Raw genomic sequence first — 21,118 nt, 5'->3', positions numbered from 1 at the left:
CTCCCCGCACCCGGTACGGGGAGGGGGCGGGCGGCCGGGCGCTACGGGTGGGGTTTGCGGCCCCAGACGTGCACGCGGTCGCCCGTACGCAGCAGCTTCCACAGCCGGGCGGCGTCCTGGTACTCCAGGTTGACGCAGCCGTGCGAACCGGACGTCGCGTACAGGTCGTCGTACACGCCGTGGATCGCCTGCCCGCCGTCGAAGTACTGGCTGAACGGCATCGGCGACCCGTAGATCCGCGACCTCTCGTGCCGTACGCGGTGCGTGACGTGGTGCCGTCCCGTACGCGTCGGGTAGCCGGGCCTGCCGGTGCGGGTGGGCACGGGGGCGAAGACCACCCGGCCGTTCCGCGCGACCCACAGGAGCTGGCGGTTCAGGTCCACGCACACGACGCGGGCGCGCGACCTGGGGCAGCCGTGCAGCCGGTCGGGGTGCTTGCGGGCCCAGCGGAGGGTCATCACCCGCCAGGTGACGGGCCCGGCGAAGCCGTTGGCGGGGTGGATGCCGACGGCGGCCTGGTACGCGCGGATGGCCCGGCAGTCGGACGGCGACTGCCGTCCGTCGGGCCGCAGCTTGAGGTAGCGCTCGACCTTGCGCTGGTACGGGCCGGTGGAGCGGGAGCAGCGCGCCTTGCGCGGCTTGCGCGTGGCGCCGGAGCGTGCCCGCTCGCCGGGCGGCACGTACTCGACGAGCGCGCGGGGCGCGGCGTACGCGGCGCCGGGCGTACGGGCGCCGTCCCGGCGGGCGTCGCGTTCCGCCGGGGCGCCGTTCGGCGGGTACGCGCCCTGGTCGGGGGTGCCGCGCTGGTACGGCCGGGTGGGCGCGGGCGGTTGGCCGGGCACGAGGGCGTCCTCGGGCACCGGGCGGGCGGCGGGTGCGGATCCGGTGGCGGGCATGGGCGCCGGTGGGGCCGTGGCGGGGGCGACCGGGACGGTGGCGCCGAGGAGGAGGGGGACGGCGGTCGCGACGGCGAGTACGGCCGCGCGGAGTCCGCGGGCCGGGCGTGGTGTGGGCACGGTCCAGGCATGCACGGGCGGGGGCGACGCCGCGCGCGGTGGTCCCGCCTTTCCACCCCGGCGGCCCACGTTTTCGCCCACCGGGCCCACGCCACGGCGCCCGTGCGGTCAGCCGGTCGTACGCGTGCCCGTTCCCGCGCCCGTACCCGTCACCGAGTGCCACGCCTCGGGCAGTGCCTCCGCCACCGTCGAGGCGGTCGGGGGCCGCGCCGCGAGGCGGGCGGCGAGGCCGTGCAGGTACGCGCCCGCCGACGCCGCCTCCGGCGCCGCCAGGCCCGCCGCCAGCAGCGCGCCGGTCAGCCCGGACAGCACGTCGCCACTGCCCGCCGTGGCCAGCCAGCCGGTGCCGGTCGGGTTCACCCGCACCGGGGACGCGCCGTCACCGCCGTCACCGCCGGGCGCGGGCGCGGGCGCGGGCGCGGGCGCGGGCGAGACGAGCGTCGTGGACCCCTTCAGCAGCACCGTGGCCCGCAGCCGTACCGCCAACTCCCGTACGGACGCCAGCCGTCGCGCCTCGACCTCCTCCCGCGCCGTACCGAGCAGCGCGGCGGCCTCGCCCGCGTGCGGGGTGAGGAGGGTCGGCGCGGTACGGGCGCGTACGGCGTCGGGGTCGAGCAGCCGCAGCCCGTCGGCGTCCACGAGCACCGGCACGTCGGCCGCCAGCACCTCGTCCAGCGCCGTACGCGCCTGCGGCCCGTCACCGAGGCCCGGCCCGACGACCCACGCCTGGACGCGGCCCGCCCGCGCGGGGCCGTCGGCGGACACCAGCGCCTCCGGGAAGGCCCGTACGACGGCGTCCGTGCCGGTCCCCACGTACCGCACCGCGCCCGCGCCGCCCCGCAGCGCCCCCGCGACGGCCAGGACGGCGGCGCCCGGGTAGCGCGCGGAACCGGCCGCGACGCCGACGACCCCGCGCCGGTACTTGTCGCTCTCCGCCGTCGGGCGCGGCAACAGCCCGTCCACGTCCGCGTGTTGGGGCGCCTGGACGTCGGGCCCGGTCGGCAGGTACGGGCCGAGGCCGATGTCGACGAACCGCAGCGCACCCGCGTACGCGCGCGCCGGATCGACCAACAGCCCCGGCTTGTACGCGCCGAACGTGACCGTGGCGTGCGCCCGTACCGCCTCGCCGCGCACCTCGCCCGTGTCGGCGTCCACCCCGCTCGGCAGGTCCACGGCCACCACGGGGACGCCGAACTCCCGGACCGTACGCACCAGTTCGGCCGCCTCCGGCCGCAGACCGCCCCGGCCGCCGATCCCCGTGATCCCGTCGAGGACCAGCGCGGCGCGCGCGACGTACGGCGCGGCCTCCGCCGCCGGTACGGCGCGGCCGCCCGCCGCGCGCAGCGCGCGCAGGCCGCCCGCGTGCGCGCGGTCCGGCGCGAGCAGCGCGGCGGTCACGCCCGCGCCGCGCCGGGCGAGGCGCGCACCCGCGTACAGGGCGTCACCACCGTTGTCGCCGCTCCCCACCAGCAGCACCACCCGCGCCCCGTACACCCGCCCCAGCATCCCGGCACAGGCGGCGGCGAGCCCGGCGGCGGCCCGCCGCATGAGCGCCCCCTCGGGCAGCCGCGCCATCAACGCCCGCTCGGCGGCCCGTACGGTCTCCACGCTGTACGCATTCCTCATCCCCCCAGTGTGGCGAAGGGACCCGGCCCCCGCGCGACGGGATGTCGCCGTCCGCGTACGTGACGGCACGGGCCAGGAGCGCAAGCCGGACCACCGTTCAGATCGCCCTGAAGGGGGCGGTACTTCGGCCGCCCCGGGGGCAACACCCGTAAGAGGCAACCCGGTTGCGACATCCGGTGGTGCCGTTCGGCACGGGGATTCAGGCGGACGGCATCACGTACGAGCCGTATACGGGGAGGCGCTGCTGCCGTGCGAGGCGGTGCGGGGCGCTTGTGGAGCTTCTCCTCCGAACAGCAAGGGAGCTGCGAAAGGTGAAGAGTTCAGATCTCACGGGCGTGACTTGGCGCAAGTCCAGCCACAGCAACGGGGATGCCAACTGCGTCGAGGTCGCCTTCCTCGATGATGGTCGCGTCGCCGCGCGAGACACCAAGCAGCACGGGGACGGGCCCGCGCTCACCTTCGGCCGCGCCGGGTGGGTGGCGTTCCAACAGCACGTCACAGCACGCTAGTTCACCCGAGCCTGAGCGGCGTCAGGCCGGGATCGCGTCGCCCAACGCGCCGCCCGTCGCCGTGCGGACGGCGTGGGCGACGAGGTGGGGCGTGTCCACGAAGTCGCGGGGGTCGGCGCCCGCCAGGAGGGCGGCGCCGACCCACTCGTTGGTGACGCGCATCGCGGCCGACGCGGCGGCGGCGTGCAGGCGTACGCGGCGGTCGTCGGGCGGGAGGCGCAGCCGGGCCGCGACGATCGCGGCCATGTCGTGCTCGGACTGGTCGCAGGCCATCAACCAGGCGGTGCGCAAGGCGGGTTCGCGCGTGGAGAGCACGACCATCTTCATGGCGAGTACGTCGTCCGCCGCGTCGGCGTCGGTCGTCTCGCGTACGTAGCGCCGCCCCTCCGCCGTGACGTGGTCCTCCAGCGAGACGTCGGCGGGCCAGCGGCGCAGCAGGTCAGTCACCCAGCTGACGCCCTTCGCCACGATGGGCTCGGCGCAGCTCTCCTTGGTGCGGAAGTGACGCCAGAGCGTACGGGTCGAGAGCCCGACCGCCGCCGCGATCCGGTCCCCGCTGGTCGCGGCGACGCCGTCCTCCCAGAACATGCGCGCCGCCTCGCGGGAGATTTCCAGCCGCAAGCGCTGCCGTCTTTGCTCACTCATGCCGCTGCGCTTCATCGGCGTCACGTCGCCCATTCCCGCACCTCTCTCACACCGTCACATACTCCCCCATACTGACACTTAGTGACGCGGAATGCCATGGCTCGCCGCCCCCGGGCCGTCACGCTCGCGACGCACTCGCGACCCGCGCCGACTCCCGTACGGACCCGGACCCGGCCCCGGACCCGGACCCGGTCTCCGGCTCCTGGTTCGTCGTACGGAGCGGCTTCTCGCGGACGAACAGGACCGCGACCAGGACCAGCACCGCCACGGGCGTCGCGCAGAGGAAGATGTCGGCGGTGGCGTCGCCGTACGCGTTCTCCACCAGCGTCCGCGCGGACGCGGGCAGGGCGGAGAGGTCCGGGAAGCTGTGCGCGGAGGCGCCCGACGCGGCATCGCCGGCGCCGCCGGAACCGGTCGACAGGTCGGCGGCGATGCGGTGCGCGAGGACCGCGCCCAGCACGCTCGTACCGATGGTGCCGCCCATGCTGCGCGAGAAGGAGAGGACGGAGGTCGTGGCGCCGAGGTCGGCGGGGTCCACGTCGTTCTGCGCGGCGAGGATCAGGTTCTGGGTGAGCATGCCGACGCCGGTGCCGAGGAGCGCCATGTACGCGCTGAGCAGCGGGAACGGGGTGTCCGCGCCGATCGTCGCCAGCAGTACCGTGCCGAGGGCCGTCAGGGCGGCGCCCGCGACGAGGAACGGCTTCCAGCGGCCGGTGCGGGTGATCAGGTTCCCGGCGACGGTGGAGGCGGCGAGCGAGCCGACGACCATCGGCAGGCTCATCAGACCGGCGGCCGTCGGTGACGCACCCATGGCCATCTGGAAGAACTGGGAGAGGAACACGCTGCCGCCGAACAGCGCGACCCCGACCAGCAGGGAGGCGACGGTGGTCAGCGCCACGGTGCGGTTGCGGAAGATGCCCAGCGGGATAACCGGTTCGGGTACGCGGGCCTCGACGGCGACGGCCGCCGCGAGCAGCAGCGTGCCGCCGAGCGTGAGGGCGGCGGTCTGCCAGGACGCCCAGGCGAACTCGTCGCCCGCGAACGAGACCCAGATCAGCAGCGCGCTCACGCCCGTCACGATGAGGAACGCGCCCAGGTAGTCGACCTTCACCTCGCGGCGGGTGCTCGGCAGGTGCAGGGTGCGCTGGAGCAGGACGATGGCGAGCAGCCCGAAGGGCACGCCGAAGAAGAAGCACCAGCGCCAGCCGAGCCAGGGCGTGTCGACGAGGACGCCGCCGATCAGCGGCCCGACCACGGTCGCGCTGGAGAAGACGGCGCCGAACACGCCCGCGTACCGGCCGCGTTGGCGCGGCGGGATGATCGCCGCGAGCACGATCTGCGTCGAGGTGGTGAGCCCGCCCGCGCCGACGCCCTGGATGACGCGGCTGAGGATCAGCAGCCCGACGCCCTGCGAGAGCCCGGCGAGCAGCGAGCCGACGACGAAGAGGACGAGGGAGAGCTGGACGAGCAGCTTCTTGTCGTAGAGGTCCGCGAGCTTGCCCCAGAGCGGGACGGTCGCCGTCATGGCGAGGAGTTCGGCGGTGATGATCCAGGAGTACGCGGACTGGTCGGCGCCGAGGTCGGCCATCATCGCGGGCATGGCGTTGGCGACGACCGTACCCGCGAGGATGGCGACGAACAGGCCGACGACCAGGCCGGACACGGTCTGGAGCACCTGTCGGCGGGGCAGCTCCGCGGGCGCGCGCCCGGTGTCGGCCGTACGCGCCGGGGAGGCGTTGTCGGGTTCCATGGCACTCCAGACGAGGGGGAAGGCACGCCGGGGCGCGGCGCGGCAGGGGTGAACGGGGGCCGTACGGGCGGGAGTCCAGCCGTCGTACGGGGGCGGGGCGGATCGCTAAGGGGAGGGCGGGGGCGCGTACGGCCTCAGCGGTCGACGGCCCACGGCAGGACGAGGCCGTACTGCCGGAGGTAGGCCGACAGCAGCGCCACGCAGAGGGCGGCGGCGGCCCCGGTCAGGGCGAGGTTGCGGCGGCGTACGCGCGGGTCGAGGGCGCGCCGCGCGGCCTCGGTGACCCTGCGCCGGGTCCAGCGGAGGACCAGCTGGGCCCAGACGAACTCGGTGGCCCAGAGCGCCATTCCGGCGAAGATCACGACCCAGCCGGGGCCGGGCAGCGGCAGCAGGACGACGCCGACCACCACGACGACGAGGCCCGCGAGGAAGACGCCCGTCTGCCAGCAGAGGTGCAGCGCGCGGGAGCGCCGTACGCAGGCGGGCGCCCGGGACCCCAGCGGCCGGTCGGCGGGCACGGTCGCGGAAACGGTCACGGCGGCGGCGGGGGCGGGCTCCGGGGCGGGGCCCGGAACGGGGTCCCGGGCGGGTTCCACCGGGTGCGGGGCGGCGGTCCGCACCGGCGCGGACGTCTGCTGCGGCATGGGTATCGGCTCCTCGGACGGCTCGACGGGCGACACGACGGACCAGCCGTCTGTCACTTAATGACGATGTCACTAAGTGACAGATAGCGCAAGTGCCGTCCGCCCGCGATCCCCGTCACGTCGACATGCTGCTGTCCCGCACCACCAGCTCCGGCTGGAGCACGATCCGCCGGTGCGCGTGCTCCGCCGCCGCGTCCCCCGTCTCCTCGATCAGCAGGTCGGCCGCCGCCCGCCCCATCCGGTACGCGGGCTGCCGTACGGACGTCAGCGGCACCGCCGCCGCCGCCGCGAACTCGATGTCGTCGTAGCCGACGAGCGCCATCTCGTCCGGCACCGCGACCCCCGCCCCGTACAGCGCCTGGAGCACGCCCAGCGCCAGCAGGTCGTTCGCGCAGAACACCGCCGTCGGCCGGGGCGACATGCCCAGCAGCCGCGCGCCCGCGTCGCGCCCGGCCGCCACGTCGAGCCGTTCCACCTCGACGTGCCGCAGCTGCGCGTCCGTACCGGCCTCCGCGAGGACGCCGAGCGCGCCCGTGTAACGGTCGCGGCACTGGGTCAGGGCCATGGAGCCGCTGACGTACGCCATCTCGCGGTGCCCCTGGTCGAGGAGGTGCCGGACGGCCAGCCCGCCGCCCCGCACGTCGTCCACCGACACCGAACAGCCGGTGCCGCTGGGCACGGCGCGGTCCACGCTGACGTACGCGATGCCGTGCCGGTCGAAGTCCGCGAGGTTGCGGCCGGACTCGTCGACCGGGGTCACCAGGACGCCCCGGACGCGCTGTTCGGCGAAGAGGGAGAGGTAGTCGGCCTCCTCGGCGGCGCTCTGCGCGCTGTTGCACAGCATCACGCCGAGTCCGGCCTCACGGGCGGCGCGTTCGGCGCCCGTGGCCACGTCCACGAAGAACGGGTTGGCCATGTCCAGCACCAGCAGCGCGATGATCCGGCTGCGTCCGGCGCGGAGTTGCCGCGCGGACTCGCTGCGTACGTAGCCCAGCCGCCGTATCGCGGACCGCACCCGGTCGCGGGTCTCCTCCGCGACCATGTCGGGGCGGTTGATCACGTTGGAGACCGTGCCGACCGACACCCCCGCCGCCCGCGCCACGTCCTTGATGCCCACCATGCTCGCCACGAGCGCTCATGCTACGCAGTGCGGACCGGCGGAGATCCCGACGCCGGGACCGGGACCGGGCCCGGGGGCCGTCCCGACCTCCACCAGCTCCGTACCGGTGAGGTCCGCGAACGCCCGCAGGTCGGGCAGCAGCCGCCCGGTGGCGAGCGCCCAGTGGTGGCCGACGCCGCTCGCGCTCCACGCGTCCGTCCACTCGCCGGGGTCGGCGCCGAAGTCGACGCGCGACGTGGTGTTGCCGATGCGCAGCAGCGGCCCGCCGACGACCTCGCCCTCGGCGGCGACCAGCCGGTAGCGGCCGTCGCGGGTCTGGCCGAGGCCGACGAGGGTGACGGGGCCGTGGCGTACGTCGAGTTCGACGGAGACGCCCCAGCCGCGCTTCCCGTGGTAGACGCCCAACCCCCGGAGCAGCGGCCGGTGTTCGCCGATCGCCAGGTGGCCGGGTCCGTCGTGGCCCATCTCCACCACGCCGTCGCGGAAGTCGAGCGCCTGGAGTTCCGTGAACGAGCCGCCCCCGCCCAGCCGGTCGCACACCAGCATGGCGAGCGACGTGCGGAGTTCGTACTCCCCCGCCGCCGGTACGCCGCGTGCCGTGAGCAGGGAGGCGCCGAGGATCATGCCCGCGCCGAGCCGTTCGTGGATCTCGCCGTCCAGACCGCGGTGGTAGTACGCGAGGGAGTCGAGGTCGAAGTCCCCGACGAGGCGGTCGAGTCCGCAGGCGACGCGCGCGGCCCACTCCAGATCGTCCCCGGCCACCGAGTCGTCGAGGGTGAACACCTCGCGCGCCTCGGTGAGTTTGGCCGCCACCTCCTTCTCCCCGACGGCCTCCGTGCGCACCCGCAGGTCGTCGAACTCCAGCACCTCCACGTGCCCGCCGAAGCTCCCCGGCACCATCGTGAGGTCCGTCGACACGTCGTACATCCCCGGGTACAGGTGCCCCATCAGCCCGTGCCGCCCCGTACGCAGCGCCGCCCGTACGCCCGCCGCCCGTGTCCAGCGGGCGATACGGTCCCAGGCGCGCTCGTCCTCGACGTGGCCGCTGACGGAGCGGAAGGGGACGCCGACGCGCGCGAAGGCGTTGGCCATCTCGGGCAACGGGCAGGCGCCGCAGTACGCGAGCCACTGCCCGGTGTCGAACGCGTCGTGGTCCATGGCCTCCGTCGGCTGGAGGTTGACCAACAGGACGGGGGCACCGCCGCGTTGGGCGACGGGGACCAGCATGGTGGCGGTCATGTAGGTGGTGAGGAAGCCGACGATCAGGTCGCAGTCGGCGGCGCGCAGCCGGTCGGCGGCCTCGGCGCCCTCGCGGGCGTCGGAGACGAAGCCGACGTCGACCACGTCGGCGTCGAGCGCGCGCATCCGCTCGGACACGCGGGCTGCGGAGCGCCGCAGTTGGGGCAGCAGCTCGGGGAACTGCGGCCAGTACGCGCCGAGTCCGCCCGCGACCAGGCCGACACGCGGTCGGCGCCCGGCACTTGGGCGTCGGCCCGCGCCCTCGTCGTACGTGGTCGTGCCCCGGCCGTACGTGCCCTCGCCGTACGTGTCCCGTCCGTCCATGCCCTGCCCCTTCCTCCGCCGGTCCGCACCGGTCCCGCATCGGGCGGCTACTCCAGGTGGAACACCTCGGTGAGCGGCGCCGCCGGTCCGCCCGCCTCCGTACGGCCGCCCCCGCCGGACGGCAGGAAGAACGGCGCCATCTCCGCCTGCCAGCGCGCGTCGACCTCCGTACGGGCCATCGCGGCCCGCGCGGCGGCGAAGTCGTCCGTCTCCAGGTAGCCGACGAGGAGGCCGTCGTCGTGCAGGAAGAGGGAGTAGTTGCGCCAGCCGCTCGCGGTGAGCGCCGCGCGCATCTCCGGCCAGACGGCGGCGTGCCGCGCGCGGTACTCGGCCATCCGGTCCGGCCGTACGCGCAGCAGGAAGCAGACCCGTTCCACGCCGCACCCCGCCCGTCAGAAGTCGAAGTCGTCGATGTTCTTCGCGTCGAAGACCGTGGGCGGCCCGAGGATGACCTCGCCGTCCTTGCCGACGGTCCGTTCGCCCAGCTCGCCCGCGGTGAAGCGTTCGCCCTCCCGGCCGGTGATCTGCCCGGAGGAGAGCGAGGCGGCGGCGTACGAGGCGAGGTATCCGAGCTTCTCCGGATCCCACAGCGAGAACTGCTCGACCGTGCCGTTCTTCACGTACTTCCGCATCTGGTTGGGCGTGCCGAGCCCGTTGAGCACGACCTTGCCCTTGTACGAGGAGCCGCCGATGTAGCGGGCGGCGGCGGCGATGCCGACGGTGGTCGGGGAGATGACGGCCTTCAGCTTCGGGTACGCCTTGAGCAGGCCCTGCGTCTCCTGGAACGACTTCTGGTCGTCGTCGTCCCCGTACGCGGTCTTGACCAGCTTCATGTCCTCGTACGCGGGCTTCTCCAGCTCGTCCTTCATGAACTCGATCCAGGCGTTCTGGTTCGTCGCGTTCTGCGTCGCGGACAGGATCGCGATCTCGCCCTTGTGGCCGAGCTGTTTCGCCGTGTGCTGGATCAGGCTGCGGCCGATGTCCTCGGAGCTGGCCTGGTTGATGAACAGCTGGCGGCAGTCCTTGTGGGTGTCGGAGTCGTACGCGACGACCTTGATGTCCCGCTTCATGGCCTGCTTGAGGGGGCCGCAGACGGCGTTGGGGTCGTTGGCGGCGATGAGGATGGCGTCCTGCCGCTGCTGCACGAGCGTGTTGATGTAGCTGACCTGGGAGGACGCCTTGGCGTCGGACGGGCCGACCTCCTTGGCCTGCCCGCCGTACTCACCGGCCGCCTCGATCCCGGCCTCGTCCACGATCTTCTCGTACGGGTTGTTGATCTGCTTCGGCAGGAAGGCCAGCTTGAGGCCCTCCTTCAGCGGGGCGTCCGGGTCGGCCTTCGCGTTCCGCGCGCCCTCCTTGGCGCTCCCGGCGTCGTCCTTCGCGTCGTCCTTGGTGGTGCCGGAGCAGCCCGCGAGCGCCAGAGTGAGGGCGCAGCCGACGGCGGTCGCGGCGAGCGTACGGGCACGGGCGGTCGTACGGGCACGGGTGCGCGTACGGACTCGGGTACGGGGGTGCGGGCGCATGGCGGGCCTTTCGGGCTCGGGAGGAGAGGGGGGACGGAACGGGCGTCAGGTCGCGGCCGTACGGCGCTGCCGCCGCTCACCGGCCACGGCGATCACCCGGGGCGTCAGCACGGAGACGATGAGCAGCACGCCGGTGACGACGACCTGGATCTCGTTGGACACGTCGTTCAGCGTCAGCAGGTTGTTGAGCACGCCGATCAGGAGCACGCCCGCGACCGCGCCGCCGAGCGTCCCCTTCCCGCCGTTGAAGTCGACGCCGCCGAGCAACACCGAGGCGATGACGACGAGTTCGAGGCCGATCCCGTTGTCCGCGCGAGCGCTGCCGTACCGCAGGGTGTGCACGATCCCGGCGAACGCGGCCGTCAGCCCGGTCAGCGCGAACAGCACCAGCTTGATCCGGTTCACGCGGACGCCCGCGAACCAGGCGGCCTGCTCCTGCGCGCCGATGGCGAACATCGCCCGCCCGTACCGCGTACGGTGCAGCACCACCGCCGCGCCCACGGCGAGCACCGCGAACAGCGCGATCGGGTACGGCACGAAGGTCCCCGGCACGGTCTTCGTGTACGAGGCCCACTGCGCGTACGTCTCCGGGAAGTCCGCGACGGCCTTGTTGCCGAGGACGACGGACGCCAGGCCGCGGTAGAGCGTGAGGGTGCCGATGGTGACGGCGAGCGCGGGCAGCCCGACGCGGGTGACCAGCCAACCGTTCAGCAGGCCACCGGCGAGGCCGACCAACAGGCAGACGGGCACGATGAGTTCGAAGGCCCAGCCCGCGTCCCACAGCGACCCGGCGAGCGCGCTGGACAGGCCCAGCATGGACGCCACGGACAGGTCGACCTGGCCCGCGACGACCAGCAGCGTCATCGGCAGGGCGATGAGGGCGATCTCGGCTGTGTCGTTGAGGGCGGCGGAGAGGTTCGTCGTCTCCGCGAAGCCCTCCGTGCCGCCCGCGCCCGCCAGCAGCACGGCGACGAGCAGGACGCCGAGCGCGGTGTCCCAGCGGAGGAGTTCCGCGTACGTACGCCGCCGCCCGGCCGCCACCTCCCCGCGCGCCGCCTCCCCGCCCGCTTCCCGCACAGGTGCGTCGTCCTTCCCGCCCGCCTGCCTCACGGCCGCCTCCTCTTCCGCAGCGCCTCGGTCGTCCGGTGCCGTACGACGCGGTCGGCGCAGATCGCGGCCAGCAGCAGCACGCCGGTGATGGCCTGCTCCCAGAACGGGTTCACCTTGAGCACGACGAGCGCGCTGCCCATCGTGGTGAGCAGCAGCGCGCCGAGCGCCGCGCCCCAGACGGTGCCGACGCCGCCCGTGATGGCGAGGCCGCCGACGACGACGGCGCTGACGACGGTCAGCTCCCAGCCGTTGGCCGCGTCCGCCACGACCGTCCCGAAGCGGGCCAGCCACAGCGCGCCAGCGAACCCGGCGACGGCGCCGGAGAAGGCGTACGCGGCGAGCACCCGCCGCCGCAGCGGGATGCCCGCCAGCCGGGCGGCCTCCGGGCTGGAGCCGATGGCGTACAGCTCCCGGCCGCCCCGGTAGCTCCGCAGGTAGTACGCGGTGCAGGTGAGCACCGCGGCGGAGATCAGCGGCAGGTACGGGACGCCGAGGACGCCGCCGCTGCCCAGTTCGAGGACGCTGTCGGGGACGTCGGCGGCGTTGATCTGGTCGCCGTGCGCCCAGGCGTGGCCGACGCCCTGGAGGACGTAGAGCATGCCGAGCGTCACGACCAGCGCGGGCACCTGCCCGAAGCTCACCAGCGCCCCGCTGACCAGGCCGCACAGCACGCCGAGCGCCGTACCGAGCAGCAGCACCGCGACCGGGCCGTGGTCCGAGCCGGACACGAAGCTGCCGCAGGCGAACGCGCTGAGGCCGACGACGGAGCCGACGGACAGGTCGATGTTCCGGGTCAGCACGACGACGGACTGGCCGGTGGCGAGGAGCACCAGGATCGCGGAGTTGAGCAGCAGGTCCTCGACGCCCTGACCGTCGAGGAACGAGGGGTTGGCCAGCCAGGTGCCGAGGACGAGGAGGACGAGGGCGCCGCCGATGCTCAGCTCGCGGACCCGCAGGACGGTCTCCGCGAGGGAGCGCGGGGCGCGCTCCGCGTCCGGCCCGAGGGCTTTCGGCGTGCCCGTGCCGGGCCCGGCGCTCGTACCGGTGCCGGTGCTCACGGCGTCCCCTCCCCGTCGAGGGCGGCGGCTTCCGTACGGCGGACCGCGCCCGTACGTCCCGTCGCCGCCGCCAGCACCGACTCCTCCGTGGCCTCGGCGCGCGGCAGCTCCGCGACGAGGCGGCCCTCGTGCATGACGAGCACCCGGTCGGCCATGCCCAGCACCTCCGGCAGGTCGGACGAGACCATCAGCACGGCCAGCCCCTCGGCGGCGAGTTCGGACAGCAGCCGGTGCACCTCGGCCTTGGTGCCGACGTCGATGCCGCGCGTGGGCTCGTCCACGATCAGCACCTCCGGCTCGGTGGCGAGCCACTTGGCGAGGACGACCTTCTGCTGGTTGCCGCCGGAGAGCACCCCGGCGGCGTCCGACAGCCGGTCGAAGCGCAGCCGCAGCCGCGCCGCCCAGTCCCCGGCGCGGGCCCGTTCGGCGGCGCGCCGCACGAGGCCGCCGCGGCCGAGGGTGTGGAGGCCGGTGAGGGCGATGTTCCGCTCGATGGACAGCTCCATCACCAGGCCCTGCTGCCGCCGGTCCTCCGGCACCAGCGCGAGGCCCGCGTCCATCGCGGCCGTCGGCGAGCCGCGGCGCAGCGCGGCACCCCGTACGAGCACCTCGCCCGCGTCCGCCCGGTCCACGCCGAACACCGCCTGCACCACCTCGCTGCGGCCCGCGCCGACGAGCCCGGCGAGGGCGACGATCTCGCCCCGGCGCACCTCGAACGACACGTCGTGGAAGACGCCCTCGCGGGTCAACCGCCGTACCTCCAGGGCCGTTTCGCCGGTACGGGTGTCACGCTTGGCGTAGAGCGCGTCGAGGTCGCGGCCGACCATGCGGCGTACGAGGTCGTCCTCGGTGAGCCCGGCCAGCGGCTCGGAGGCGACCAGGGCGCCGTCGCGGAGGGTGGTGACGCTTCGGCAGAGCCGGAAGATCTCGGTCAGCCGGTGGGAGACGAACAGCACCGCGGCGCCCTCCTTCCGCAGCGCCTCGACGACGGCGAACAGCCGGTCGGTCTCGGTGCCGGTGAGGGCGGCGGTGGGCTCGTCCATGACGAGGACGCGGGCGTCGAACGAGAGGGCCTTGGCGATCTCCACGATCTGCTGGTCCGCGATGGACAGTCCGCGCGCGGGCCGCTCCGGGTCGAGGTCGACGCCGAGGCGGCGGAGCAGGGCGGCGGTGGCGTCCCGTACGGCCGTGTGGTCGACGCGTCGGAGGGCGCGGAGCGGCTGGCGGCCCATGAAGATGTTCTCCGCGACGGACAGGTCCGCGAAGAGGGTGGGCTCCTGGTAGATCACGGCGATGCCGGCGGCACGGGCGTCGGCGGGGCCGTGGAACGTGACGGGGGCGCCGTCGAGGAGGACGGTGCCGGAGTCGGGGCGGTGCACCCCGGCGAGCGTCTTGATCAGGGTGGACTTGCCCGCGCCGTTCTCCCCGGCGAGGGCGTGCGCCTCACCGGCGTGGAGGGCGAGGGAGACGCCGCGCAGCGCGCGCACGCTGCCGAAGGACTTGGTCACCTCCTCCAGCGCGAGTACCGGAGCCGGGGCTCCGGCCGGTGCGGCCTGTGCCATGGTGCGGTCCCTCCCGACGTACCGAAAATGAATTGTTTCAATTCGATTCCGGGAAGCTAGTGGCAGCCCCGTGCCCCGTCAAGGGGGTGCGCGGCAGGTAAATACCCGGCAGGACGGGTGTCTTGACGGGCCGCACCGGACGGCTCTACGTTCCTGGCGCACTGAACTGAAACGTTTTTATCCGCTCCAGGAGGTGCAGGTCCATGATCAGCAGACGTCGTCTCCTCGCCACGGCGGCCGCGTCCGGCGCCGCGGGCGCCGCCGTCGGCCCGGCCGCCGCCGAGGCCCAGGCCGCACCCCGCCCGCCGGGGACCGCGCCCGGCGCGGGCGGCCCGCGCGTACGGAGCACCACCGTCGAGTACGCCGACCGCCCGCTCGGCGTGGACTCCCCCCGCCCGCGCCTGAGTTGGCAGCTGGAGGCGGACGGCGAGAACGTCCTCCAGGACGCCTACCAGATCCGCGTCGCCAGCTCCCCCGACCGCCTCGACGACCCCGACGTCTGGGACAGCGGCGAGCGGGACGGCCGCGCGTCCGTGCTCGTGCCGTACGACGGACCCGCGCTCGCCCCGCGCACCCGCTACCACTGGTCCGTACGCGTACGGGGCGACGACGGCGGCGGTTTCTCCCCCTGGTCCACGCCGAGTTGGTGGGAGACCGGGCTGCTCACCGAGGACGGCTGGCACGCCGGGTGGATCGGCGCGCCGCCCGCCCTCGTCGACCCGCCCGCCCTCGCCGGCGCGCCCTGGGTCTGGCACCCGGCCGACGAGCCGGGGCAGGTGCCCGCCGCCACCCGCTGGTTCCGCGGCACCGTCGAACTCCCCGGCGGCGTACGGCGCGCGCGCCTGGTGCTGTCCGTCGACGACGGCTTCACCGCGTACGTCAACGGCACCCGGATCGGCGGGCGCGACACGTACCCGGTGCACAAGGCGTGGAGCCATCCCGCGCTGTTCGACGTCACCGCGCTGCTCCGCGAGGGCGCCAACGTCGTCGCGCTCTCCGCCGCCAACTCCGCGCCGGGCGCCGCCGGTCTGCTCGCCGTGCTGGAGGCGGAGACCGGCGGTGGCACCGTACGGTTCGACACCGGTGCCGGGTGGCGTACGACGGACACGGCGCCCGGCGACGGCTGGCAGGACCCGGCCCACGACGACAGCGGCTGGCGGGAGCCGCGCCGCGTCGGCGCCTGGGGCGACGACCCGTGGGGGAAGGTGCTGCCCGAGCAGTCGCCCGCGCAGCTGCGCCGCGCGTTCCGGCTGCCCGGCGGCGCGGTCGCGCGCGCCCGCCTGTACGTCACCGCGCTCGGCCTGTACGAGGCGCACCTCAACGGCGCGCGCGTCGGGAAGGACCAGCTCGCCCCCGGCTGGACGGACTACCGCAAGCGCGTCGCGTACCAGGTCCACGACGTCACCGACGCCGTCCGCGCGGGCGACAACGCCCTCGCCGTCACCCTCGCGCCCGGCTGGTACGCGGGCAACATCGCCTGGCTCGGCCAGCGCAACTACGGCGAACACCCCGCGCTCCTCGCCCAGTTGGAGGTCTCGTACGAGGACGGGTCCAGCGAGCGGATCACCACCGACGGCGGGTGGCGCGCGGCCACCGGGCCGCTGGTCACCGCGGACCTGCTGATGGGCGAGCAGTACGACGCGCGGCGCGAGACCCCCGGCTGGACCTCCCCCGGCTTCGACGACTCCGGCTGGACGGAGGCCGTCGCCGTCTCCGGCGTGGACACCCGCGTGGAGGCCGCGACGGACGCGCCGACGCGCGTGGCGCAGGAGATCGAACCCGTCTCCGTCACCGAACCCGAGCCCGGCGTCCTCCTCTACGACCTCGGCCAGAACATGGTCGGCGGCGTCCGCCTCACCGTCTCCGGCGACGCGGGCCGCACCGTCCAACTCCGGCACGGGGAGGTGCTGGACGAGGACGGGCGGCTGTACGTGGAGAACCTGCGCGCCGCCCGCCCCGTCGACACGTACACCCTGAAGGGGTCGGGCACCGAGACGTACCAGCCGCGCTTCACCTTCCACGGCTTCCGCTACGTCGAGGTCACCGGCCACCCCGGCACCCCGGACCGTACGGCCGTCACGGGCCTGGTGATGCACACGGACGCGCCGTTCACCATGGAGTTCGCCACCGACGCGCCCATGCTCAACCAGCTGCACCGGAACATCACCTGGGGCCAGCGCGGCAACTTCCTCTCCGTGCCCACCGACACCCCCGCCCGCGACGAACGCCTCGGCTGGTCCGGGGACATCAACGTCTTCGCCCCCACCGCCGCCTACACCATGGAGTCCGCCCGCTTCCTCGCCAAGTGGCTCCGCGACCTGCGCGACGGCCAGGACGACGCGGGCGCCTTCCCCGACGTCGCCCCCTACCTGGGCGAGGGCAAGGGCGTCGCGGGCTGGGGCGACGCGGGCGTCACCGTGCCGATGGCGCTCCACCAGGCGTACGGGGACCGGCGGGTGCTGGAGGAGAACTGGTCGGCGGTGAAGAAGTGGATCGCGTACCTGGAGGCGCACAGCGACGGGCTGCTGCGGCCCGACGAGGGCTTCGGGGACTGGCTCAACACCGACGACGAGACCCCCAAGGACGTCGTCGGCACCGCGTACTTCGCGCACGCCGCCGACCTGGCCGCCCGCACGGCCACCGTGCTGGACGAGGACCCGGGGCCGTACGAGCGGCTGGCCGCGCGCGTCGGTGAGGCGTTCCGCGCGGCGTACGTGACCGAGGGCGGCGCCCGGATCAAGGGGGACACGCAGACCGCGTACGTCCTCGCCCTCTCCATGGGCCTGCTGCCCGACGCCGCCGCGCGCCGGGCCGCCGCCGACCGGCTGACCGAGCTGATCGCGGCCCGCGACGACCACCTGTCGACCGGCTTCCTCGGCACGCCCCGGCTGCTGCCCGCGCTGACGGCGGCGGGCCGTACGGACGTCGCGTACCGGCTCCTCGAACAGCGCACCTTCCCGTCCTGGGGCTACCAGATCGACCACGGCGCCACCACGATGTGGGAACGCTGGGACTCGATCACGCCGGACGGCGACTTCCAGGACGTCGGCATGAACTCGTTCAACCACTACGCCTACGGCTGCGTGGGCGAGTGGATGTACCAGCACGTCGCGGGCATCGCGCCCGGCGAACCCGGCTTCCGGAAGATCGTCGTACGGCCCCGGCCCGGCGGCGGGGTCCGGTCCGCCAGCGGCCGGTTCGCGTCCCCGTACGGGCCGGTGGCCACCCGCTGGACGTGGGACGGCGCGGACGCGTTCGCGCTCACCGTGTCCGTGCCGGTCAACACGACGGCCGAGGTGTGGGTGCCCGCCGCGCGCGAACGGGACGTGGCGCGCGGCGGGGGCGCGCGCTTCGTACGGGCGGCGGAGGGCTGCGCGGTGTTCGCCGTGGGGTCGGGCAGCCACCGGTTCCGTACGGGGCGCGACTGACACGGCGTACGGGCGTACGGGGCCGGTCCCGTACGCCCGTGAGTCCCAACGACCGGCGCCGTACCGCGCCTTGACGGGGGTCACCTGCGGGGTTAGCTTTCCCGGAACGCGCCTGAATCGTTTCATTCCCCGCCCGCCGACCCTCCGTCCTTCCGCCCGATCCGCCCGCCCCCACCGTGGTTCCGTACGAGGAGACGCATGCCAGCCCCAGACCTGTCGGCCGTCACGGCCGCGCTCACGTCCCAGCGGATCGAGACCCCTTCGTGGGCGTACGGCAACTCCGGTACGCGCTTCAAGGTGTTCGCCCAGCCCGGCGTCCCGCGCACCCCCGAGGAGAAGCTCGACGACGCGGCGCGCGTGCACGAGCACACCGGCGTCGCCCCCGTCGTCGCCCTGCACATCCCCTGGGACCGGGTGCCCGACTACGCCGCGCTGGCCGCGCACGCCCGCGACGTCGGCGTACGCGTCGGCACGATCAACGCCAACGTCTTCCAGGACGACGACTACAAGCTCGGCTCCGTCACGCACCCCGAGCCCGCCGTCCGCCGCAAGGCCCTGGACCACCTGCTGGAGTGCGTCGACATCATGGACGCCACCGGCTCCCGCGACCTGAAGCTGTGGTTCGCCGACGGCACCAACTACCCCGGCCAGGATGACCTCCGGAGCCGCCAGGACCGGCTCGCGGAGGCGCTGTCCGCGGTGTACGCGCGGCTGGGCCCGGAGCAGCGCATGCTGCTGGAGTACAAGCTGTTCGAGCCCGCCTTCTACGCCACCGACGTCCCCGACTGGGGCACCGCGTACGCGCACTGCCTGAAGCTCGGCCCACGCGCGCGGGTCGTGGTCGACACCGGGCACCACGCGCCGGGCACCAACATCGAGTTCATCGTCGCGACGCTGCTGCGCGAGGGGAGGCTCGGCGGCTTCGACTTCAACTCCCGCTTCTACGCCGACGACGACCTGATGGCGGGTGCCGCCGACCCGTTCCAGCTGTTCCGGCTGATGTACGAGGTGGTGCGCGGCGGCGGGTTCGGCCCGCAGACCGCGTTCATGCTCGACCAGTGCCACAACATCGAGCCGAAGATCCCGGCGATCATCCGCTCGGTGATGAACGTGCAGGAGGCCACCGCCAAGGCCCTCCTCGTCGACCCGGCCGCGCTCGCCGCCGCCCAGACCTCCGGCGACGTGCTCGGCGCCAACGCGGTGCTGATGGACGCGTACAACACGGACGTACGGCCGCTGCTGGCGACCGTACGGGAGGGGCTGGGCATCGACCCCGACCCGATGGCCGCGTACGCGCGCTCCGGCTGGGCGGAGCGGATCACCGCCGAACGGGCGGACGGGCAGCAGGCCGGCTGGGGGGCGTGACGGGCATGGCGGAGGCGGCACGGGAACCGGGGCCAGCGACCCCGGACACGGGTACGGACACGGACACGGGTACGGGACGGGCGCGGGAGGCGGCGCGGGTGACGGTGGCGGACACGACGGCAGGCGACGGGACCGGGGACGGGGGCGCGCACCCGGAGGTCGCGGCGCTGCTGGCGCGCGCGCACCGGCTCGGCGCCGACCCGCGCAACACCAACTACGCGGGCGGCAACGCCTCCGCCAAGGCCACCGTGCCCGACCCCGTCACCGGCGACGACGTGCCGCTGATGTGGGTCAAGGGCTCCGGCGGCGACCTCGGCACCCTCACCGCCGACGGCCTCTCCGCCCTCCGCGTCGACCGGCTGCGCGCCCTGCGCGACCGCTACCCCGGGGTGGACCGCGAGGACGAGATGGTCGCCGCCTTCGACCACTGCCTGTACGGGCGCGGCGCGGTCTCCGGCGGCCCCGGCGCCGCGCCGTCCATCGACACCGCCATGCACGGCCTGCTGGACGCCGCCCACGTCGACCACCTGCACCCGGACTCCGGCATCGCGCTCGCCTGCGCCGCCGACGGCGAACGGCTCACCGCCGAGTGCTTCGGCGGCACCGTCGCCTGGGTGCCCTGGCGCCGCCCCGGCTTCCAACTCGGCCTGGACATCGCCGCCGTACGCGACGCCGACCCGGACGCCGTCGGCTGCGTCCTCGGCGGCCACGGCGTCACCGCCTGGGGCGACACCGCCGAGGAGTGCGAACGCAACTCGCTGCACCTCATCCGTACCGCCGAACGCTTCCTCGCGGAACGCGGCAGGCCCGAGCCGTTCGGCCCGGTCCTCCCCGGGTACGCGCCGCTGCCCGAGGCCGCGCGCCACGAACGCGCCGCCGCCCTCGCGCCGTTGCTGCGCGGGCTGGCGTCGACGGACCACCCGCAGGTCGGGCACTTCACGGACAGCGCGCCCGTACTGGACTTCGTCTCCCGCGCCGAACACCCCCGGCTCGCCGCCCTCGGCACGTCCTGCCCGGACCACTTCCTCCGTACGAAGGTCCGCCCGCTCGTCCTCGACCTGCCGCCCGACACCCCGTACGACGAGACGGCGGCCCGGCTGCGGGAGCTGCACGAGGCGTACCGCGCCGACTACCGCGCCTACTACGAGCGGCACGCCGTCCCCGGCTCCCCCGCCCTGCGCGGCGCCGACCCGGCGGTGGTGCTGGTGCCGGGCGTCGGCATGTTCACGTACGGGCGGGACAAGCAGACGGCGCGCGTGGCGGGCGAGTTCTACGTCAACGCGATCCACGTCATGCGCGGCGCCGAGGCGGTCTCGTCGTACGCGCCGATCGAGGAGGCGGAGAAGTTCCGCATCGAGTACTGGGAGTTGGAGGAGGCCAAACTGCGCCGCCGCCCCGCGCCCAAGCCGCTCGCCGCCCGCGTCGCGCTGGTGACCGGCGGCGGCTCCGGCATCGGCCGGGCCGTCGCGCACCGGCTCGCGGCGGAGGGCGCGTGCGTGGTGGTCGCCGACCGCGACGCGGACAGCGCCCGTACGGTCGCCGGGGAGCTGGGCGGCCCGGACACCGCCGTCGCCGTCACCGTGGACGTCACCGAGGAGGAGCAGGTCGAGGCGGCACTGCGGGCGGCCGTCCTCGCCTTCGGCGGCGTCGACCTGGTCGTCAACAACGCGGGGATCTCGCTGTCCAAGCCGCTGCTGGAGACCACCGCCGAGGACTGGGACCGGCAGCACTCCATCATGGCGCGCGGCTCGTTCCTCACCTCGCGCGCGGCGGCCCGCGTGCTGGTGGCGCAGGGCATGGGCGGCGACATCGTCTACATCGCGTCGAAGAACGGCGTCGTCGCCGGACCCAACAACATCGCGTACGGCGCCGCCAAGGCCGACCAGTCGCACCAGGTGCGGCTGCTGGCCGCCGAGTTGGGCACGTACGGCGTCCGCGTCAACGGCGTCAACCCGGACGGCGTCGTGCGCGGCTCCGGCATCTTCGCGGGCGGCTGGGGCGCGCGGCGCGCGGCGGTGTACGGGGTGCCGGAGGAGGAGCTGGGCGCGTACTACGCCGGACGCACCCTGCTCAAACGCGAGGTGCTGCCGGAGCACGTCGCGAACGCCGTCTTCGCCCTCACCGGCGGCGATCTCACCCACACCACGGGCGCGCACCTGCCCGTGGACGCGGGCGTCGCCGCGGCGTTCCTCCGCTGAG

16 protein-coding genes are annotated in these 21,118 nt (G+C 74.3%); 4 read left to right on the top strand and 12 right to left on the bottom strand.

The window, feature by feature from the left end; all coding sequences use genetic code 11:
• Nucleotides 1-41 precede the first annotated feature (41 nt).
• Together D7M15_RS18410 and D7M15_RS18405 are read right to left on the bottom strand one after the other, a co-directional pair.
• A complete protein-coding gene (locus tag D7M15_RS18410; protein ID WP_240649364.1) occupies nt 42-1,016 on the bottom strand; it encodes a L,D-transpeptidase family protein in 975 nt (324 codons plus the stop codon).
• A gap of 108 nt (nt 1,017-1,124) precedes the next feature.
• Nucleotides 1,125-2,642 carry an NAD(P)H-hydrate dehydratase gene (locus tag D7M15_RS18405; protein WP_121518516.1) on the bottom strand — a complete coding sequence of 506 codons (1,518 nt, stop codon included), beginning with the start codon at nt 2,640-2,642 and terminating at the stop codon, nt 1,125-1,127.
• 311 nt (nt 2,643-2,953) lie between these two features.
• Between D7M15_RS18405 and D7M15_RS18400 the strand changes: the two genes are divergently transcribed.
• On the top strand, nt 2,954-3,151 hold the full coding sequence (locus D7M15_RS18400) for a DUF397 domain-containing protein (protein ID WP_121520978.1): 198 nt from the start codon (nt 2,954-2,956) through the stop codon (nt 3,149-3,151).
• 21 nt (nt 3,152-3,172) lie between these two features.
• Here D7M15_RS18400 and D7M15_RS18395 read toward each other — a convergent pair whose 3' ends face one another.
• The 10 genes from D7M15_RS18395 to D7M15_RS18350 form a co-directional block, all read right to left on the bottom strand.
• Nucleotides 3,173-3,829, bottom strand: coding sequence for a TetR/AcrR family transcriptional regulator (locus tag D7M15_RS18395; protein ID WP_240649363.1), 657 nt, complete (start codon nt 3,827-3,829; stop codon nt 3,173-3,175).
• Nucleotides 3,830-3,914: 85 nt separating this feature from the next.
• Nucleotides 3,915-5,546, bottom strand: coding sequence for an MDR family MFS transporter (locus tag D7M15_RS18390; RefSeq protein WP_121518515.1), 1,632 nt, complete (start codon nt 5,544-5,546; stop codon nt 3,915-3,917).
• A gap of 134 nt (nt 5,547-5,680) precedes the next feature.
• Nucleotides 5,681-6,082, bottom strand: coding sequence for a TIGR02611 family protein (locus D7M15_RS18385; protein WP_240649681.1), 402 nt, complete (start codon nt 6,080-6,082; stop codon nt 5,681-5,683).
• Nucleotides 6,083-6,305: 223 nt separating this feature from the next.
• Nucleotides 6,306-7,310: a LacI family DNA-binding transcriptional regulator gene (locus D7M15_RS18380; protein ID WP_121520974.1), complete on the bottom strand. Its 1,005-nt coding sequence runs from the start codon at nt 7,308-7,310 to the stop codon at nt 6,306-6,308.
• Nucleotides 7,311-7,325: 15 nt separating this feature from the next.
• Nucleotides 7,326-8,873, bottom strand: a complete 1,548-nt coding sequence (locus tag D7M15_RS18375; protein ID WP_121518513.1) for an L-fucose/L-arabinose isomerase family protein — start codon at nt 8,871-8,873, stop codon at nt 7,326-7,328.
• 47 nt (nt 8,874-8,920) lie between these two features.
• Nucleotides 8,921-9,250 carry an L-rhamnose mutarotase gene (locus D7M15_RS18370; RefSeq protein WP_121518512.1) on the bottom strand — a complete coding sequence of 110 codons (330 nt, stop codon included), beginning with the start codon at nt 9,248-9,250 and terminating at the stop codon, nt 8,921-8,923.
• A 15-nt stretch (nt 9,251-9,265) separates the two neighbouring features.
• Nucleotides 9,266-10,396 carry a rhamnose ABC transporter substrate-binding protein gene (gene rhaS / locus D7M15_RS18365; protein ID WP_121518511.1) on the bottom strand — a complete coding sequence of 377 codons (1,131 nt, stop codon included), beginning with the start codon at nt 10,394-10,396 and terminating at the stop codon, nt 9,266-9,268.
• Nucleotides 10,397-10,441: 45 nt separating this feature from the next.
• Complete coding sequence (locus tag D7M15_RS18360; protein WP_121520972.1) at nt 10,442-11,437, bottom strand: ABC transporter permease; 996 nt, start codon at nt 11,435-11,437, stop codon at nt 10,442-10,444.
• Nucleotides 11,438-11,502: 65 nt separating this feature from the next.
• Entirely contained in the window at nt 11,503-12,564 is a 1,062-nt protein-coding gene (locus tag D7M15_RS18355; RefSeq protein ID WP_121518510.1) for an ABC transporter permease, read from the bottom strand.
• The gene (locus D7M15_RS18350) at nt 12,561-14,126 is read right to left on the bottom strand and encodes a sugar ABC transporter ATP-binding protein (RefSeq protein ID WP_121518509.1); all 1,566 of its coding nucleotides are present in this window, start codon (nt 14,124-14,126) and stop codon (nt 12,561-12,563) included. The genes D7M15_RS18355 and D7M15_RS18350 overlap by 4 nt, the downstream gene beginning before the upstream one ends.
• A gap of 203 nt (nt 14,127-14,329) precedes the next feature.
• Here D7M15_RS18350 and D7M15_RS18345 point away from each other — a divergent pair, with 203 nt between their 5' ends.
• The 3 genes from D7M15_RS18345 (at nt 14,330) to D7M15_RS18335 (ending at nt 21,117) form a co-directional block, all read left to right on the top strand.
• Nucleotides 14,330-17,554 (top strand): family 78 glycoside hydrolase catalytic domain, encoded by a 3,225-nt coding sequence (locus D7M15_RS18345; protein ID WP_121518508.1) that lies wholly within the window; start codon nt 14,330-14,332, stop codon nt 17,552-17,554.
• A gap of 198 nt (nt 17,555-17,752) precedes the next feature.
• Nucleotides 17,753-18,919 (top strand): L-rhamnose isomerase, encoded by a 1,167-nt coding sequence (rhaI, locus tag D7M15_RS18340; RefSeq protein ID WP_121518507.1) that lies wholly within the window; start codon nt 17,753-17,755, stop codon nt 18,917-18,919.
• 5 nt (nt 18,920-18,924) lie between these two features.
• Nucleotides 18,925-21,117 (top strand): bifunctional aldolase/short-chain dehydrogenase, encoded by a 2,193-nt coding sequence (locus D7M15_RS18335; RefSeq protein ID WP_121520970.1) that lies wholly within the window; start codon nt 18,925-18,927, stop codon nt 21,115-21,117.
• Nucleotide 21,118: the final 1 nt, after the last annotated feature.

The sequence above is a fragment of the Streptomyces sp. Z26 genome, from assembly GCF_003665095.1.
Taxonomy (GTDB): Bacteria; Actinomycetota; Actinomycetes; order Streptomycetales; family Streptomycetaceae; genus Streptomyces; species Streptomyces phytohabitans.
The sequence above is the reverse complement of the archived record's forward strand: the minus strand, read 5'-3'. Positions and strand labels throughout refer to the sequence as shown.

Coding starts and splice junctions, on each gene's coding strand:
- D7M15_RS18405 (WP_121518516.1), bottom strand. CDS start 2,642: ATGAGGAATGCGTACAGCGTGGAGACCGTACGGGCCGCCGAGCGGGCG.
- D7M15_RS18395 (WP_240649363.1), bottom strand. CDS start 3,829: ATGGGCGACGTGACGCCGATGAAGCGCAGCGGCATGAGTGAGCAAAGA.
- D7M15_RS18390 (WP_121518515.1), bottom strand. CDS start 5,546: ATGGAACCCGACAACGCCTCCCCGGCGCGTACGGCCGACACCGGGCGC.
- D7M15_RS18380 (WP_121520974.1), bottom strand. CDS start 7,310: ATGGTGGGCATCAAGGACGTGGCGCGGGCGGCGGGGGTGTCGGTCGGC.
- D7M15_RS18375 (WP_121518513.1), bottom strand. CDS start 8,873: ATGGACGGACGGGACACGTACGGCGAGGGCACGTACGGCCGGGGCACG.
- rhaS (WP_121518511.1), bottom strand. CDS start 10,396: ATGCGCCCGCACCCCCGTACCCGAGTCCGTACGCGCACCCGTGCCCGT.
- D7M15_RS18350 (WP_121518509.1), bottom strand. CDS start 14,126: ATGGCACAGGCCGCACCGGCCGGAGCCCCGGCTCCGGTACTCGCGCTG.
- D7M15_RS18345 (WP_121518508.1), top strand. CDS start 14,330: ATGATCAGCAGACGTCGTCTCCTCGCCACGGCGGCCGCGTCCGGCGCC.
- rhaI (WP_121518507.1), top strand. CDS start 17,753: ATGCCAGCCCCAGACCTGTCGGCCGTCACGGCCGCGCTCACGTCCCAG.
- D7M15_RS18335 (WP_121520970.1), top strand. CDS start 18,925: ATGGCGGAGGCGGCACGGGAACCGGGGCCAGCGACCCCGGACACGGGT.